The following is a 16,730-nucleotide window of genomic DNA, read 5'->3' as shown; positions in this document are numbered from 1 at the left end:
CTGCTCCCACACGCGGACAGCAACGGGATACCCGCCCCGAGCAGGGCGGCACCACCCACACCCTTGAGCACACCACGACGGCTCGGCGAAGGAAGAGAGAGACCCGAAGGGGAGAGTTCCTGCATGTACGGCTCCTGACAGGGCTGTCGTGCCGGTGCTCGGCAGGTCGGCCCGATGATGGTGGCGACGATGGGGATGCCAACTGACCATAATCAAACGTGATCGCACAGACACGATCAGCGGCTGCCAGGAAGATTGGGCGTTATGCGGGGTCGATGTCAAGACTTCGTGGCCGATTCGCGATGCGGGGCGAATGCGCGGACGGTCATCGGTTGCGCGCTGAGGCCCGGCTCCCGGTCCGAACGGCTTGAGCTGGTCTGCTTTCTGGTCCCCGCTGAACAGTGGCGGTGCGGTGCGCAGGTCCCTTTTCCCGCCCTGAACCCTTGACGCGCGGTTCGTCCGCCACGTAGATATGACCGCGCGGTCTGACCGCGCGGTCATAGTCGCCGACCGCGGTCGCGGCAGGAACAGTCGAAGGAGACTTCATGACACCAGGAGTGGGGCGCGACGCGAGCTCCCCCGTGCCGCGCAGTGCGGACGTCGCGCGGCTGGCCGGGGTGTCGCGCAAGACGGTCTCCCGGGTGCTCAACGACGAGCCGTACGTCTCGGACGAGGCCCGGCGCCGTGTGCTCGCTGCCGCCGAGGAACTCGGGTACCGGCTGAACCACGCGGCCAGGGCGCTGGCCTCCGGACGCACCCGTTCCCTCGGTGTCGTCGCCCTGGGCACCGCGGGATACGGAACCGCGTCCCTGCTGGTCCACATCGAACAGGCCGTCCGGGACGCCGGCTACGCGCTCCGCGTGATCAACACGCCGGACGGTGACCCGGAAGGCATCGCGGGGGCTCTGGAAGCCCTCCTCGAACAGGGCGTGGACGGGGTCATCGTCTCCGAACCCGTCGTGAAGGGAGAGGTCCCGCTCCGCGTCGACGTACCCGTCCTCTTTCTCGGCGCGCCGCCCTCCTTCACCGCCACCCGGACACTGACCGTGAGTGTGGGCGCCCATGAGCTGGCGCGGGCGGCCACCGAGCACCTGCTGGAGTTGGGACACACCACCGTCCACCACCTCGCCGGGCCGCGGAGGTGGTACGCCACCAAGGACCGTATCGAGGGATGGCGGGCGGCACTCGCCGCGCGGGGCGCGCACGAGCCGCCGCTGCTCAACGGCGACTGGTCGGCGGCCTCGGGGTACGCGGCTGGGCGCGCGCTCGCCCCTGACGGTTCCGTGACGGCGGTGTTCGCCGCGGGCGACGAGATGGCCATCGGCCTCATCCATGCCCTGCGGGAGGCCGGGCGGCGGGTGCCGGAGGACATCAGCGTCGTCGGCTTCGACGGCAACCCGGTCTTCGCCTACGTCTCGCCCCCTCTGACCACCGTACGTCAGCCCTTCGAGGCGGCCGCACGGGAAGGAGTCATGCTGCTCGTACACGCCGTCGAGCAGCCCGACGCCGAGCTTCCGCACACGGATGAGCCCCCCGTCGAACTCGTCGTCCGCGGCTCGACCGCACCCCCACCGCCCCACCGGGACCGCCCGGCGCTCCGCTCCACCTGAGCGCCGACCGGCCCGCCGACACCCTCACTGCTCCGCGCCACCGCAGCGCCGATCGGCCCCCGAGGCCGTCCCCTGCTGCGTGTCACCTCTGCGCCGGTCGGCCCGCTGCTTCGGCCGTTCCGCGTCACCTGAGCGCTGCTCGCCCCGCCGCGCCCGCTGGACTCCGCCACCCCCGCCCCGACCGGTCGCGGGGTGCGGCGGCACCGAAAACCCCGCCCATCCCCGTTAGGGAGCCGCACATGTCCCCTGCACAGCCTGGCCCCAGACCCGGCGCCGTTCCACGCCCCCGCCCCCTCGCCGTACTTCTCCTGCTGCTCGCCCTGATCGCGGCGGTAGGTACCGTCCTCCTCCCGGCCGCGGGCGAGGCGGACGCCCTCGCCCGTCCCTCGCAGACCATGTACACCCCGCCGTCCGGCACCCCCGCGCCCGGATCGCTCTATCCGAGGGCGATACGCCTGGAGCACAGCGGCTCCTCCAACGGCACCGTGCTCGCCACGTTCGAGCAGTACACGTCCGGCACTCCGGTCTTCCCGATCTACCGCAGCACCGACAACGGCAACTCCTGGACCAAGCTCTCCGAGGTCACCGACACCCAGAACGGCTGGGGCATGCGCTGGGAGCCGCAGCTGTTCGAACTGCCCACGGCAGTCGGGAAGTTCCCCGCCGGGACACTGCTGATCGCGGGCGATTCCGTCCCCGGCGACCGGTCCGCGACGAAGATCGACATGTACGCCAGCACGGACCACGGGCTGACCTGGACCTTCGTCAGCAACATCGCCACCGGCGGCAGGGCCGTCTCCGACAACGGCTACACGCCGGTGTGGGAGCCCTTCTTCCTGATGAACGGCAGCAGGCTGGTCGTGTACTACTCGGACCAGCGGGACACCAGCCACGGCCAGAAGCTGGTCCACCAGGTCAGCACCGACGGCGTGAACTGGGGCCCGGTCGTGGACGACGTGGCGATGCCCACGTACAGCGACCGCCCCGGCATGGCGACCGTGGCGCAACTTCCCAACGGCAAGTACGTGATGACGTACGAATACGGCGGTGCGCCGGAGAAGAACTTCGCGATCTACTACAAGATCTCCGCCGATCCCGAGGCCTTCGGCTCCGTCACCGGCCAGGTGCTGAAGTCGACCGACGGCTACGTCCCCTCCAGCGCCCCGTACATCACCTGGCTGCCCACCGGCGGACCCAACGGCACCCTTGTCGTCAACGCCACCAGCACCGGTGACCTGTTCCTCAACACCCAGAACGGCGCGGCCAACGCCTGGACCCGCATCCAGTCCAACGTCGCCGGCGGGTACAGCCGCGGCATGCTTCCGCTGCCCGACGGCCACAGCCTGGAGGTCTTCAGCGGCGGCTACAACGGCAACTCCCTCAACCCGGTCACCTACAGCACCATCGACCTGGGCGGCGGGATCAACGACGGCGCCACCTACACCCTCTCCAACGCGGGCAGCAACCTGCCGCTGACCATCGCGGGCGGCTCGACCGCCAACGGCACCTACGCCACCCAGCAGAACGCCGACAACGCCACCGACCAGCAGTGGAGGTTCGTCCTCCAGCCGTCCGGCTACTTCAAGATCTTCAACGTGGCCAGCGGGAAGGTGCTCGGCGTGGAGAACCAGTCCACCGCCAACGGCGCCAAGGTCCTGCAGTGGGACGACAACGGCACCCTCGACCACGAGTGGGCCGTCGCCCCCAGCCCCTTGGGTGGCTTCACCGCCCTCAACAGGGTCACCGGCAAGTACCTGGAGATCCCGGGGGGTGTCACGACCGTGGGCACGGTGGCCGGTCAGTGGGACCGTACCGGCTGCGCCTGCCAGCGCTGGAACCTCACCCAGACCGCTCTGCCGCCGCTGACCGGCGGCCAGTACGCGCTGGTGAACAAGAACAGCGGGAAGTACCTGGAGATCCCGGCCGCGTCCACCACGGCCGGAACAGCCGCCGACCAGTGGCAGAACTCCGCCTGTGACTGCCAGTTGTGGACCTTCCAGTCCCAGAGCGGTGGCGCCTGGACGCTCCAGAACGTCCACAGCGGACAGAAGCTCGACGTCAGTGGTTCCTCCACCGCCGCGGGTGCCGCGATCGTCCAGAACACCGCCTCGGGCGGCAACGCCCAGAAGTGGACTCTGACCAGCGCGGGCGGCGGCTACTACAAACTCGGCAACGTGGGCAGCGGTCTCGTCGCCGGCGTGGCCCAGTCCTCCACCGCCAACGGCGCGTCCGTCGTGCAGTGGAACGACGTCAACGTGGACGACCAACTGTGGAAGATCGTCCGCGTCAACTGACATGAGGGAGCGGGGTGTTGCCGCTCTCTTCTCGGCCGGGCCTGCCGATCGGACGGCGGGCCCGGCCTCGGTCGTGCGCTCCGGCCACCGCGCCCTCCCGTCACGGCTTCCGGGCCAGCCCGCCGTGCTCGGCGACGACCTCCGGGACGGGGGAACCGGGGGCCGGGCGCCACTGCGTGACCGGGACGACGCCGGGTTCGACGAGTTCCAGGCCGTCGAAGAAGCGGGTGATCTCGTCGACGGTGCGCAGGACGTACGGGACGGCGCCGCTCTTGTTGTAGGCGTCCTGGGCCTGTTCGAAGACCGGGTCCACGCCGAGCGAGCCGTCGTTGACGCAGAGGTGGCTGCCCGAGGGGAGGGCGCCCATCAGGCGGGTGACGATCGAGCGGGCCTGACCGTGGTCGGCGATGTGCCCGAGGATGTTGCTGAGGATGAGCGCGACCGGCCGATCGAGGTCCAGGGTCTCGGCGGCGCCCGCGAGGATCCGGTCCGGGTCCGTCGCGTCGGCGTCGAGGTAGGCGGTGGCGCCCTCACGGGTGGAGGTGAGCAGGGCGCGGGCGTGGGCCAGAACCATCGGGTCGTTGTCGACGTGGACGATCCGGGCGTCGGGGGCGATCCGCTGCGCGACCTCGTGGGTGTTCTGCGCGGTCGGAAGGCCGGTGCCGACGTCGAGGAACTGCCTGATGTCCGCCTCGGAGACCAGATAGGTGATGGTGCGGCGCAGGAAGGCGCGGCTGCCGCGGGCGATGGTGACGATGCCGGGGAAGACCGCGGTGTAGGCGTCCCCGGCCGCCTGGTCGACGGGGTAGTTGTCCGTGCCGCCGAGCCAGTGGTTCCAGATGCGCGCGGAGTGCGGCACCGACGTGTCGATCTCCGGCTGTTCCGCTGGTTCGGGCATCGTCACCGGGTCGGTCATGAGGCGGGTCCGTCCTTGAGCCGAGGCGTCGATCGTGCACGCCCCAACCTATGCCGAACACCCGCTGCTCGCCTGCCAGTTCGGTGACTCCGGTCTGCCGGGAGCTGCCGTCGGAGGGGGCGATCCCGGTCAGCCCGGGGCTGCCGTCGGATGGGCCCATTCCGATCGGTCGGGAGGCTGCCGTGGAATGCGGGACGTGTCGGCGCCGGCCAGCGCTGCTCAGCCGCCGCGACGCGTCTGGGCCGCCCGGCGCGCCTCGGCGAGCTTGCGGGCCTCGCCGGCCTTCCGGGACTTGCCGCCGGTACCGCGGGTGGCGTCCTTGCTGGTGCCCAGCCCCCGGAAGGGAACGTTGGTGTTCTTGGGCCGGGACGCGCCTGACCCGCCGTCGAGCGGGGTGCCGGAGGGCGCCTTGGCCCCGGTGATGCGGCTCAGCTCCGCCTCGCCCGAGCGCACCTTGGTGACGGTCGGCTCGATGCCGGCCTCGGCCATCAGGCGGCTCGTCTCGCGGCGCTGGCCCGACAGCACGAGGGTGACGACCCTTCCGGACTCTCCCGCCCGTGCGGTCCGGCCCGCGCGGTGCAGATAGTCCTTGGCGTCGGTGGGCGGATCCACGTTGACGACGAGGTCCAGGTCGTCGACGTGCAGGCCACGGGCCGCGACGTTGGTGGCGACCAGGACGGTGACCTGGCCCGCCTTGAACTGGGCGAGGGTGCGGGTGCGTTGCGGCTGGGACCTGCCGCTGTGCAGGGCCGCGGCGTGCACTCCGCTGGCGCGCAGATGCCGGGTGAGCTGGTCGACACCGTGCTTGGTGTCCAGGAACAGCAGCACGCGACCGTCGCGGGCGGCGATCTCCGTGGTGACGGCGTACCGGTCGGGGCCGTGGACGACCAGGACATGGTGATCCATCGTCGTGACGGCACCCGCGGACGGGTCCACCGAGTGCACGACGGGGTCGTGGAGGTAGCTGCTGACCAGGTGGTCGACGTCGCGGTCGAGGGTGGCCGAGAACAGCATCCGCTGGCCCTCGGGCCGCACTTGGTCAAGCACCTCCGTGACCTGCGGCAGGAAGCCCATGTCGCACATCTGGTCGGCCTCGTCGAGGACGGTGATCCGCACCCGTCCCAGGCGGCAGGCCTTGCGCTCGACGAGGTCGTGCAGCCGGCCGGGGGTGGCTACGACGACCTCGGCGCCCTCCCTCAGCTCGGCGATCTGCCGGCCGATCGACATACCGCCGACGACCGCGGCCATCCGCAGCCGGAGTGCCTCGGCGTACGGTGCCAGCGCCTCGGTGACCTGCTGCGCGAGCTCCCGGGTGGGCACCAGGACCAGTGCGAGGGGCTGCTTCGCCTCGGCGCGCTGCCCAGCCGTCCGCACCAGCAACGGCAGGCCGAAGGCGAGCGTCTTGCCCGATCCGGTGCGCCCGCGCCCCAGGACGTCGCGTCCCGCGAGGGCGTCGGGCAGCGTGGCCGCCTGGATCGGGAAGGGCTCGCGCACCCCGCCTTCGGTGAGGGTGCGCAGCACCGGGGCCGGCAGCCCCAGATCGGCGAAGGAAACGCCAGGAGACGTCGTACCGGCGTGGTCGGGCTGGTCCATGAAGAGCCTTCCGCAGAGGGGACGTACCGAGGAAGGCCCGGCAGGAAGTCATGAGTGCGCAAAGGTTAGACGGTAACACAAAGTGACCGCCGCCCCTCCTAGAAGGTGCGCTTGAGCAGGTCGAGCAGCGCCGCCCAGTGCCGCTCGTCGCCCTCGCGGTGGTACGAGGCGGTGTCGGCCTGGGTGAAACCGTGCGGGGCGCCGTCGTAGACCTCGCACCGGTGACGGACCCCGGCCTCGGTCAGCGCGGCGGCGAGACGCTCGATCTGCTCCGGAGGCAGCGACGGGTCGTCGTCGGCGTGACCGAAGTACAGCTCCGCGGTGACGTTCCCGGCCACCAGGTGCGGGCTGTCCGGGCCGTCGGTCGCCAGGCGGCCACCGTGGAAGCCGGCCGCGGCGGCCACCCGGTCCGGATAGGTGCCGGCGGTGAGCAGCGACAGCCGGGCGCCCATGCAGTAGCCGGTGAGGGCGACCGGGCCCTCGGCCACCTCGGGGCGGTCGGCCAGCCAGCGCAGATACACTCCCGCGTCCCGCATCGCGAGCTCGGGCGTCAGGGCCTGCATGACCGGCACGATCTTCTCGAAGATCTCCGGCCGCGCACCGGGGTCGATGAACTCGGGCAGTTCGAAGACCGGCGCGCGTCCGTGACGGTAGAAGACGTTGGGTACGAGAACCGTGTAGCCGGCCTCGGCGAGGCGGTCGGCCATCGACCTGAGCTGGGGGCGCAGCCCGAAGGCGTCCTGGAAGACCAGGACGGCCGGCCGGGGCACACCGTCGCCCGGGTGGGCGAGATAGGCGTCGGCGACGCCGTCCTCGGTGGGGATGTCGACGGCGGTTCCCTGTACGGAGGTCATGGGGGGTTGCCTCTCTGCGCGTGCGACGGCGAGCAGGTCGCCGACCCGGCGGAACCGGGCCGGGGCACATGCTTGCACGCACCATCCACCAGGCCGTCGCAGCCCCCTCCCACTTGAGAGCCGCTTTACTCGAACCGGCTGGTGTCACCCGCGCCGTGCCGCACGATCTCCGCCTCACCGCCCGAGAAGTCGATCACCGTCGTCGGTTCGGTGCCGCAGTCCCCGGAGTCGACGACCCCGTCCAGCACATGGTCGAGACGGTCCTTGATCTCCCAGCCCTGGGTCATCGGCTCCTCCTCGTCCGGCAGGAGCAGGGTGCTCGACAGCAGCGGCTCCCCGAGCTCGGCGAGCAGCGCCTGGGTGACGACATGGTCGGGGATGCGCACGCCCACCGTCTTCTTCTTCGGGTGCTGGAGCATGCGCGGGACCTCCTTCGTCGCCGGGAGGATGAAGGTGTAACTGCCGGGCGTCGACGCCTTGATCGCGCGGAACACGTCCTTGTCGACCCGGACGAACTGGCCGAGCTGCGCGAAGTCCTGGCAGACGAGGGTGAAGTGGTGCCGGTCGTCCAGATGACGGATGGTCCGGATCCGGTCGATGCCGTCACGGCTGCCCAGCCGGCACCCGAGCGCGTAACAGGAGTCCGTCGGATACGCGATCAGCGCGTCCGACCGGATGCTCTGGGCGATCTGGGAGATGGTGCGGGGCTGCGGGTTGTCGGGGTGCACGTCGAAGTACTTCGCCATCCGTCGAGCTTATGCCGTCGACGCGCGGCGGCGACGCAGGCCGGGGTGGCGCCGATCGACCCCCTCCATGCCTTCCCCCGAAGGGAGACCGCAGGAAGGCGTGAAGGACGACGGCGGCACGGGCTGTCCACAACCGAACTGTGCCGCCCCCTCACCGGAACCGCCCCCGTCGATCACCTACGCTCCGAGCATGGACCAGACCGCCGTACGACTCCATGCCCCCGCCACCGCCTCAGCGCCGGCACTGGCGCTGCGGCCGTGGTGTCCCGAGGACGCCCCGGAGCTCGTCGTCCTGCACCGGGACGAGGTCCTGCGGCGCTGGATCCGGTCCGTCGTGGACGGGGAAGCGGAGGCCGTGCGGTGGGTGCGGGCGCAGGAGCGGGGGTGGCGGGAAGGGGACCGCTTCGCGTTCGCCGTCGTCGAGGCAGGGCAGCGGCACGGGCGGCACGGGCGGGACGGCGATCCGGCCGTCGACGGACCCCTCGTGGGGCACGCCGTCCTCAAGCGCCCGGAGTCCGGCGGACCGGCGGCCGAGGTCGGCTACTGGACCGCCGGACACGCGCGGGGCAGGGGAGTGGCCCCGCGTGCCCTCGACGCGTTGACCACCTGGGCCTTCACCACTTTCGCCGCGGACGGACTCGTACGCCTCGAACTCCTGCACAGCGCCGGGAACTCCGCCTCCTGCCGGGTGGCCCGGAAGTGCGGATACCCCCTCACGGCGCTCCGGCCCGCGGCCCCACCGCGTTTCCCGCTCGACGCCCATCTCCACACGCGTCTGTCGCCCACCTGATCGGATCGTGTACGGGCGAGCGTCCGTCCGTCGCCCGTGAGGTAACGTCCCGAGCGGTATGTCGGCAAGGACTGTGGGGCGAGGAGAAGGGCGACGTGGCAGGTCAGGAGGGTGGGCGTGGTGGCAGCGGGGCGGCGGACGCCGGGACCCCGACATGGGCGCGGGAACTCCTCGACCATCTGCGGCCGACCGGACGGGACGTCCGCCGGGTCGTCACCTGGCTCGCGGAGACCGTGAACGGCACGGCAGCGCTCCAGGACGACAGCGGAACCCTCGTCGCCGGAACGCCGATGCCGCTGGACGAGAACCTCGTCGCCGACATCCTCGCCGGACGCATCGCCTCCGCGGCCACGGCTGACGAGAGCGGCCACCTGCGGCTGGTCAGGGTCGAGCATCCGGACCCGGCAGCCGCCGGAGCCGCCGCCGTACTCGCGGTGGCCCGCCCCGAACCCTTCGACCGGCGCGCCTCCGACATCCTCACGCACACCGTCCAGGTCCTCGAACTGCTGCTGCGCGTCCGCGAGACGACCGAGGCCGGGCGGCGCCTGAAGCGTGCCACGTCCGATCTGCGCCTGGCCATACTCCAGTTGCTCATGGTCGAGGACACCGTCTCGGCGCGCCGGGTCGCCTCGGGACTGTGGCCCGGCCTGCTCGACACCGACACGGCGTGCGTCTACGTCCTCGAAGGCGACGCCGCCCAGCGCGACCGGCTCGCCGAGGAGTGCCTCGGCCTGACCGGCGACCGGGCCCTGGTCGTGCGCTGCCCGGCCATGGACGAGCACGTGATCATCATGACCACCGGGGACGCGGCGGGCGAGGCCCTGCGCTCGCTCGTCGACCGCACCCCCGGCACCCTGCTCGGCGGCAGCTCCCCGCAGAGCCTCGCCCGGACCGCCACCGCCTACGGGCAGGCGGTCAGCGCCCTCGCCGTGGCGCGCGTACGACCGGACAAGACCGCGCTGTACGCCGAACGCAACCGCCCCGAAAGGCTGATGGAACCGGCCGCCCTGCGTGAGTGGACCGCCCGGCTGCTGCGTCCCCTCGACACCCTGCCGCACCACACCCGCGCCGAACTGCTCGCCACCACCCGCCTCGGCCTGGAGTTCACCGCCGTGGCCGCCGCCAAGGTCCTCGGTGTCAGCCGCAACACCGTCCGCGCCCGCATGGAACGCGTCGAGTCCCTGCTGCGCACCGACTTCACCGACCTGACCGTGCGTGCGACCGTCCACCTCGCCCTGAGCACCCAGGTCAGCCTCGCGGACGGCCAGGCGGACCACCGCAGCCCCGGGAGGCCTCCCGTACAACTGGGCGACCTGCTGGCCGGACCCGCGCTGGAGACCTGGGCGCGGGAACTGCTGGGGCGTCTGGACAGCGACGCCCGCGACCTGCGCCGCACCCTGCGCAGCTGGATCGCCGCGGGCGGCAACGCGGAACGGGCCGCGCAGACGCTGGCGGTCCACGCGCAGACCGTCCGCGAACACGTCCGCAGTGCCGAGCCGGTCCTCGAACGACAGCTGATCGCAGCCGGCGGCGACCTGTACGAGGTCGTCCTGGCCCATCTGGCGACGGGCGAACTCGAACACCCCGTACTGGTCCCCCACGAACAGGGCTATCCGGATGGTCCGGGCCATCCGGACGCACCTGTGCACGGGTGAGCCCTGTGCCGTGCACAGCGGGCATCGACGCGATTCACAGGGGTGCGCAGGTCACGTAGGTTCGAGGCCCGCGGGGGGAACGACCGGAACGGGGGACCGGTCGCCCCCCCCCGCGACGTTTCTCCGTGTCTCCGGCCGCCGGGTGGCCCGAGGAGTCGATTCCCTGGCGGATTTTCGACCCGGTGTGGACTGACCTGCGGACGACGGGTACTCGTCCGGCTCCGGAACGACTACCGCTGGAGGAGGCCGGAATGACCAGCAGCACGGAGACCGGCGGCACGACCGGCACGCCGGACAAGGACTACAACCTGATCTGGTATGTGGAGGCGTGCCTGAGCAACGCGCTGCGACTGGAGAGCTACATCCAGGACGCGGAACGCGGCAAGGACACCGAGGTCGCCGACCTGTTCCGCAAGGCCCAGGCGGACAGTCGCAAGGGCGCCGAGATCGGCAAGGAAGTCCTGCGCGCCCGCCTGAACGGCGGCTGACCCGGTAGGTGCGGAAGGGCCGGACAGACGGGTGTCCGGCCCTTCCGTCGTGCCCGGAGACGTTGATCCCGACGACCCGGTCAGCGGGCGTCGTCCTCTTCGGCACCAGAGGTAACCCCCCGCCTCCCGCTCACCGCCTCCCACCGCGGGGCAGCCGGCGGCTGAACAGCCGTGACAGGACCTCCGTACCCCAGGGCGTAGTCGTACGCCGACTGGATACGGAGAGGCTCGTGCCGCGACGAGGACGCAATCATCGGATCACCGTGCTGCGACTGGGCACCCTGGTCGGGAGCCTCGCGCTGGTATCGGCCTGCGGCGGGGGCGAGGACGGCGGCGCCCGGGCCCCTCGGCCGTCGGAGAGCTCGGCCCCGCCCGCCGCCGGCATCGTGGCCCCGGCCAGGATCGAGGTGATCGCCGGGCTGGCCGGCTGCACGGCCGAGATCCGGATCGAGGCGGATGAGCTGCGCGAGGGAGTGTGCCGGTCGCGGCAGGCGGACTACCGCATCACCACCTTCCCCGCGGAGAAGTACAAGGAGGCGTGGCTCGACGCGGCCAGTGTCTACGGGGGCGAGTACCTGGTGGGCCCGCGCTGGGTGGTCAGCGCCGAGGCGCGGCACCTGGAGCGGGTGAGGAACAAGCTGGGCGGGACCATACGGCGGCTCCAGGGCACGTCGTAGGTTCCGCCGGGCGCGCCCCCGGCGGAACCCACGCTGTCAGGCGACGAGCGCGGAGATCTCGCCCCGGGCCCGCCTCGGTTCGAGGACCCGCTCGGCCAGGTAGCCGAACAGCAGCCCGAACGCCGCCCACAGGACGGCCTGGACGCCGAGGGAGGCCAGGCGGAACTCCCACAGGTCGGTGGCTGGGAAGCCCTTCGGGGTGTTGTCCCCGGCGGGCAGGACGACCATCGCCACCGACACCGCGGCGACGAACGCCACGGCGGCCGCGGTGGAGGCGTTCCAGTTGCCCCAGGCCGGGGCGAGCCTGCGGCCCAGCAGGACCGCGCCGATCCCGAGGAGCACGCTGAGCGCGATCATCAGGACGAACAGGGCGGTGCGCTGGTCGATGCTGTCCGGGTCGCCCACCGCGGGAGGGTTCGCCGGGTACTTGAGGATCGGCACGAGGTAGACGGTGAGGAAGCCGCCGAGCGCGGCCAGACCCGCCGTCGCCCGTGCGCCGAACCGGCCGATCCGGCCCAGGGCGAAGCAGAACGCCAGCGCCATGATGCCGCCGATGGCGACCCCGAAGACGAGGACACCGGTGGCCAGTCCGGCGGTGGACTGCACGGAACGGCTGACGAGTTCCTCGCCGTGTTCGTGGGCGCCGGCCTCCTCGAAGGCGATGGCCGCGTCCACCGGGCCCTCCCCGACCAGGTAGGCGAAGACGAAGGCCAACACGCCGGCACCGAGTCCGGCGAGCATGCCGCGCGCCAACAGGGCGCGTACGACTGTGGAGTTCATGGCGGTCCGCCCCGCCTCAGTGGCAGGGGAAGCCGAGCAGGTGGCGTGCGTCGTGCACCCACTCGTGGACGCCCTCGCCGGAGACGAGTGCGGTGGCGCCCTGTTCGGCGCCGACGAAGTACAGCAGGACCAGCATCAGGACGCCGAAGAAGACGGCCCAGGGGGCGAGCGCCCGCACCGGCAACGGTGTGAGGGCAGGGGTGGTGGGCGTGGGGGCGGCAGTGGACTGCGCCATGGCGAGACCTCCTCGGGAACAACGCGTCCCGCATCGTGTGGAGCACTCGACGACGGCTTCGGGTCTGACTCGCCACCACCTCATGGCCTCGTCGGCCGAGGGGATGGCACACAGTGGCGCGACCGTGCCGGGCTTGCACCGGACTTCCGTGGCGCCGTCGTCCTTGTCGTCCCAGATGGTAGGGGCAATGGGGGCTTCGGCCAACAGGGCGTACGCCACCTACGATGAACCACCCCCGGTGACTCGACGAAAGGGCCCGCATGACCGTCCGGCTCACCCTGCTGTGCGCCGCCGCCCGCACGGAACACGCCGTCCGCTTCGCCGACGGCGCCCTCGACGAGCGGGCACTGCACCGGGTGCGGGCGGTCGCCGGAACCCTCCCACGGGCCGCCACCCGCTGCACGGCGCCTTCGCGGCGCTGCACCGAGACGGCCCGGACCCTCGGATGGGAGTCCGCCACCCCGCAACCGGCGCTGCGGGACCTCGACATGGGGTCCTGGTACGGCCGTACCCTCGACGAGGTCGCGGCAACGGACGCCACGGGACTGGCCAGTTGGCTCGCCGACCCGCAGGCCGTACCGCACGGCGGGGAGAGCGTGACGCAGCTCTGCGACCGGGTGGCCGCCTGGCTGGACGCGCTGCGGTCCGACGCGGGACGCGTGCTGGCGGTCGTCGAACAGGCGGTGGCGCGGGCCGCCGTGGTGCACGCGCTAGGGGCACCGCACCAGGCGTTCTGGCGGATCGACGTTCCGCCGCTGTCCACCGTGGAACTCTCCGGCCGCGGCGGCCGCTGGAACCTGCGGATGGCCGAGCTGCCGGTCGGTCCTCGCCCACCACGGTGAGGTGTCACCGGTGACCGCGAGTCGGTGATCCGGTCCAGCGCGTAGTCCGGCAGGGAGCGCGAGCCGCACCACCTCGGGGGAGAGCTCGCCCGGAGTCGTCCCTGCCGACAGCGGTCCGTCCCGGCCGCCTACGCCGTCGACCACTCGCCCCGCGGGCACCGGCATTGTCAGCCGGACGACTTCACGGCCGCCGTCGACGGGTCAGGCCCGCCGGTCAGGCCCGCCGAAGCATCAGCTCCCGCAGGGCCTTCGCCACGTCCGCCGGCGCCTCCTCCGCCATGAAGTGACCGCAGGAGACGGTCGTATGGCGAAGGTCGTCGGCCCAGGCTCCCCAGAGCGCGGTGGCGTCGAAACCGAGCGCGGCTCCCCAGTCCTGCTGGAGCACGGTCACCGGCATGGCCAGCCGGTTCTCCGCGGCCCGGTCGGCCTCGTCGTGCTCGACGTCGATGCCCGCGGAGGCGCGGTAGTCGGCGACGATCGACGGCACCGCCTCGCGGCAGGCCCGCAGGTACTCGGCCCGGACCCCCGGCGGGATCGCGTCGGGCCGGTTCGCCCACACGTCGAGGAAGTGGCCGAAGAACGCGTCCGCGCTCGCCGAGATCATCCGCTCGGCGAGACCGGGCGGCTGGGCCATGAGGTAGAGGTGGAAGGCGACCGCCGCCGACGCGCCGTGCAGGGCGTCCCACATGTCGAGGGTCGGCAGGACGTCCAGACAGGCCAGGTGGGAGACCGCGTCCGGGTGGTCGAGGCCCGCGCGGAAGGCCACCAGCGCGCCCCGGTCGTGCCCGGCCAGCGCGAACCTGGGGTGCCCCAGCCGACGCGCGAGCGTGACGACGTCGTGGGCCATGGTCCGCTTGGCGTAGGTGCGGGGGCCGTCCTCGCGCGGCTTGTCGCTGTCGCCGTAACCGCGCAGGTCGGGGCAGATCACGGTGTGGTCGGCGGCCAGGTCCGCCGCGACATGGCGCCACATCAGATGGGTCTGCGGGAAGCCGTGCAGCAGCACGACGGGCGTGCCGGTCCCTCCCACGGCCACATGGAGGGACACGTCCTCGGCGACGGGCACGCGCTGGTACTCGAATCCGGCGATGGTGGGCTTCACGGCGGGGCTCTCTTCGGTCGTACGGCGAGTGGGAGGCATCGGCGTCCGGGCCCGGTGGCGCCGATGAACCCAGCGTCCGGGCAGCGAATGAGCAACGGATGAACGCGTGTACGTTGAGGTACGTGCGCGTGGTCGAGTTCGGGGTCCTGGGGTCGGTGGCCGCCTGGGACGAGAGCGGGGAACCGATCGCCCTCAGGGGACCTAGGTATCGGGCCGTGCTGGCCCGCCTCCTCGTCGCCCGCCGCCGGGTCGTGCCCGTTCCCCGCCTGGTGGAGGACCTGTGGGGAGGAGCGCCGCCCGCGGACGCGGTGGGCACCCTACGGACCTTCGTCGCGGGGCTGCGGCGCGCGCTGGAACCCGAGCGGCCCCGCCGGACCCCCTCCCGCCTCCTCGTCACCGAGGGCCCCGGCTACGCCCTGCGCGCCGAACCCGCCCACGTCGACGCCTGGCGCTTCGAGCACACCCTGGCCGCGGCGGCGGACCTGCCTCCCGCGCAGGCGGTGCCGCGGCTGACCGGGGCTCTGGAGCTGTGGCGCGGCCCCGCCTACGCCGACTTCGCCGAGGAGCCCTGGGCCCGTGCGGAACGCTCCCGGCTCGCCGGGCTCCGGCTGACCGCCGTGGAACGCCGGGCCGAGGCCCAGCTCGCCCTCGGTGCCGCCGCCGACGCGGCCGCGGACCTCGACGCCCACGTGGCGGAACACCCCTGGCGCGAGGACGCCTGGCAGCTGCTCGCCCTCGCCCTGTACCGCTCCGGACGCCAGGCCGACGCCCTGTCCGTCCTGCGGCGCGCCCGACAGCTGCTGCGCGAGCACCTCGGCGTGGAGCCGGGCCCCCGGCTGAACCGCACCGAGCAGGACATCCTGCGGCACGCCGACCACCTGGCCCCGGCCTCCTCGGACACGGCCGCACAGGTGTGGGCCGAGGCCTCCGCCTCGTACGAGAGCATGATTCCCCTGCGGGCGCGCACCCGGCTGGAGTCGACCGCGCTCCTCATGCGGGACCTCGCCGTGACCGGGGGCGGCGGACTGGAGGCGGCACGACGGCACCGCGCCGCGGCCGTGGCGGCGGCCGAGCAGCTCGGCGACCCGGAGCTGACGGCCCGGGTCATCGGGGTCTACGACGTGCCCGCCGTCTGGACCCGCTCCGACGACCCCGCCCAGGCCGAGCGGCTGGTGGGCGCGGCGGAACGCACCCTGCGTCTCCTGCCGCCGGGCGGGCACGAGGCGGCCAGAGCCCGGCTTCTCGCCACCGTGGCGGTGGAGTCCCGCGGCTGCCTCCCCGACGGGACGCGCGCCCTCCAGGCGGCCCAGCAGGCCGTGGCGAGCGCCCGCCGACTCGAGGACGCCAACCTGCTCGTCTTCGCCCTCAACGGCCTGTTCATGCAGACCTTCGAACGGGCCGGACTCGCCGCCCGACGGGACGACATCGGCACCGAGATCACCGAACTGGCCGCCCGGCACGGCCTGTTCACCTACGAGGTCCTCGGACACCTGATCCGGCTGCAAGCCCGGTGCGCCACCGCCGACTTCACGGCCGCCGACCGGCACGCGGCCGCCGCCGAAGCGCTCGCCGAACGCCACGAACTGCCCCTGGTCGCCGTCTTCACCACGTGGTACCGCGCACTGCGCACCGCGGCGACGGAGCCCCCGCACCTCGGGGAGTCCGCGTACCGGGAGGCCGCCAAGTCCCTCGTGGGCGCGGGTATGCCCGGTCTGGAGCACGGGCTGCTGCCCCTCGCCCTGCTGTGCCTCCGCCTGCATCACGGCCTCCCCGTCACCGCCGACCCGCACACCGACTTCGGTCCCTACGAACCGTGGGTGCGCCCCCTGCTGCTGCTCGCCGAAGGGCGCGACCAGGACGCCGTACGCCTGCTGGCGGGCGTCCCTTCGCCGCCCGGCGATCTGCTGTACGAGGCCCTGTGGAGCCTGCTGGCCCGCGCTGCGATCCAGGTGGGTGACGTCGCGTTGATGCGGCGCGCCCGGAGTGCGCTCGAACCGGCCCGGGGCGAACTCGCGGGCGCGGCGAGCGGATTGATCACCGCCGGGCCCGTGGCGGACCATCTGGGCGCGCTGGCCGTCGCGTTCACCGTGCACGCATCTTGACCTCGGCCGAACCACAGGCTTAGCGTTCGGGCGTTCACCGCGATTGAAA

15 protein-coding genes and 1 riboswitch are annotated in these 16,730 nt (G+C 72.3%); of the genes, 8 read left to right on the top strand and 7 right to left on the bottom strand.

What is annotated here, in order from left to right:
* The first annotated feature begins 545 nt into the window (after positions 1-545).
* Both ABZ098_RS35505 and ABZ098_RS35500 read left to right on the top strand, forming a co-directional pair.
* Entirely contained in the window at positions 546-1,610 is a 1,065-nt protein-coding gene (locus ABZ098_RS35505; protein ID WP_356597855.1) for a LacI family DNA-binding transcriptional regulator, read from the top strand.
* 239 nt (positions 1,611-1,849) lie between these two features.
* Positions 1,850-3,904, top strand: coding sequence for an RICIN domain-containing protein (locus tag ABZ098_RS35500; RefSeq protein WP_356597854.1), 2,055 nt, complete (start codon positions 1,850-1,852; stop codon positions 3,902-3,904).
* 100 nt (positions 3,905-4,004) lie between these two features.
* On the opposite strand, the gene ABZ098_RS35495 is transcribed toward ABZ098_RS35500, so the two are convergent.
* From ABZ098_RS35495 to ABZ098_RS35480, 4 genes are all read right to left on the bottom strand, one after another.
* Positions 4,005-4,820: an SAM-dependent methyltransferase gene (locus tag ABZ098_RS35495; protein WP_356597853.1), complete on the bottom strand. Its 816-nt coding sequence runs from the start codon at positions 4,818-4,820 to the stop codon at positions 4,005-4,007.
* A gap of 219 nt (positions 4,821-5,039) precedes the next feature.
* Positions 5,040-6,413, bottom strand: coding sequence for a DEAD/DEAH box helicase (locus ABZ098_RS35490; RefSeq protein ID WP_356597852.1), 1,374 nt, complete (start codon positions 6,411-6,413; stop codon positions 5,040-5,042).
* 98 nt (positions 6,414-6,511) lie between these two features.
* The gene (locus ABZ098_RS35485; RefSeq protein WP_356597851.1) at positions 6,512-7,267 is read right to left on the bottom strand and encodes a dienelactone hydrolase family protein; all 756 of its coding nucleotides are present in this window, start codon (positions 7,265-7,267) and stop codon (positions 6,512-6,514) included.
* Between the two features lie 125 nt (positions 7,268-7,392).
* Positions 7,393-8,013 carry an L-threonylcarbamoyladenylate synthase gene (locus ABZ098_RS35480; RefSeq protein WP_356597850.1) on the bottom strand — a complete coding sequence of 207 codons (621 nt, stop codon included), beginning with the start codon at positions 8,011-8,013 and terminating at the stop codon, positions 7,393-7,395.
* Between the two features lie 190 nt (positions 8,014-8,203).
* On the opposite strand from ABZ098_RS35480, the gene ABZ098_RS35475 reads away from it, so the two are divergent.
* The 4 genes from ABZ098_RS35475 to ABZ098_RS35460 all read left to right on the top strand — a co-directional run bounded on the left by ABZ098_RS35475 (position 8,204) and on the right by ABZ098_RS35460 (position 11,623).
* Positions 8,204-8,803: a GNAT family N-acetyltransferase gene (locus ABZ098_RS35475; RefSeq protein ID WP_356597849.1), complete on the top strand. Its 600-nt coding sequence runs from the start codon at positions 8,204-8,206 to the stop codon at positions 8,801-8,803.
* A gap of 95 nt (positions 8,804-8,898) precedes the next feature.
* Entirely contained in the window at positions 8,899-10,458 is a 1,560-nt protein-coding gene (locus ABZ098_RS35470) for a helix-turn-helix domain-containing protein (protein ID WP_356597848.1), read from the top strand.
* Between the two features lie 251 nt (positions 10,459-10,709).
* On the top strand, positions 10,710-10,946 hold the full coding sequence (locus ABZ098_RS35465; protein WP_356597847.1) for a hypothetical protein: 237 nt from the start codon (positions 10,710-10,712) through the stop codon (positions 10,944-10,946).
* Between the two features lie 230 nt (positions 10,947-11,176).
* Positions 11,177-11,623: a hypothetical protein gene (locus tag ABZ098_RS35460; protein ID WP_356597846.1), complete on the top strand. Its 447-nt coding sequence runs from the start codon at positions 11,177-11,179 to the stop codon at positions 11,621-11,623.
* Between the two features lie 36 nt (positions 11,624-11,659).
* Here the strand turns inward: ABZ098_RS35460 and ABZ098_RS35455 are convergent, their stop codons facing one another.
* Together ABZ098_RS35455 and ABZ098_RS35450 are read right to left on the bottom strand one after the other, a co-directional pair.
* Positions 11,660-12,403, bottom strand: a complete 744-nt coding sequence (locus ABZ098_RS35455) for a CbtA family protein (RefSeq protein ID WP_356597845.1) — start codon at positions 12,401-12,403, stop codon at positions 11,660-11,662.
* A gap of 16 nt (positions 12,404-12,419) precedes the next feature.
* On the bottom strand, positions 12,420-12,638 hold the full coding sequence (locus tag ABZ098_RS35450) for a CbtB-domain containing protein (protein ID WP_053849139.1): 219 nt from the start codon (positions 12,636-12,638) through the stop codon (positions 12,420-12,422).
* A 62-nt stretch (positions 12,639-12,700) separates the two neighbouring features.
* A riboswitch (cobalamin riboswitch) is annotated at positions 12,701-12,786 on the bottom strand.
* 112 nt (positions 12,787-12,898) lie between these two features.
* On the opposite strand from ABZ098_RS35450, the gene ABZ098_RS35445 reads away from it, so the two are divergent.
* The gene (locus tag ABZ098_RS35445; RefSeq protein ID WP_356597844.1) at positions 12,899-13,480 is read left to right on the top strand and encodes a histidine phosphatase family protein; all 582 of its coding nucleotides are present in this window, start codon (positions 12,899-12,901) and stop codon (positions 13,478-13,480) included.
* Positions 13,481-13,694: 214 nt separating this feature from the next.
* On the opposite strand, the gene ABZ098_RS35440 is transcribed toward ABZ098_RS35445, so the two are convergent.
* On the bottom strand, positions 13,695-14,579 hold the full coding sequence (locus ABZ098_RS35440) for an alpha/beta hydrolase (RefSeq protein WP_356597843.1): 885 nt from the start codon (positions 14,577-14,579) through the stop codon (positions 13,695-13,697).
* Between the two features lie 122 nt (positions 14,580-14,701).
* Here ABZ098_RS35440 and ABZ098_RS35435 point away from each other — a divergent pair, with 122 nt between their 5' ends.
* A complete protein-coding gene (locus ABZ098_RS35435; RefSeq protein WP_356597842.1) occupies positions 14,702-16,681 on the top strand; it encodes a BTAD domain-containing putative transcriptional regulator in 1,980 nt (659 codons plus the stop codon).
* Positions 16,682-16,730: the final 49 nt, after the last annotated feature.

The sequence above is a fragment of the Streptomyces sp. NPDC006335 genome, assembly GCF_040612795.1.
GTDB lineage: Bacteria > Actinomycetota > Actinomycetes > Streptomycetales > Streptomycetaceae > Streptomyces.
The sequence above is the reverse complement of the archived record's forward strand: the minus strand, read 5'-3'. Positions and strand labels throughout refer to the sequence as shown.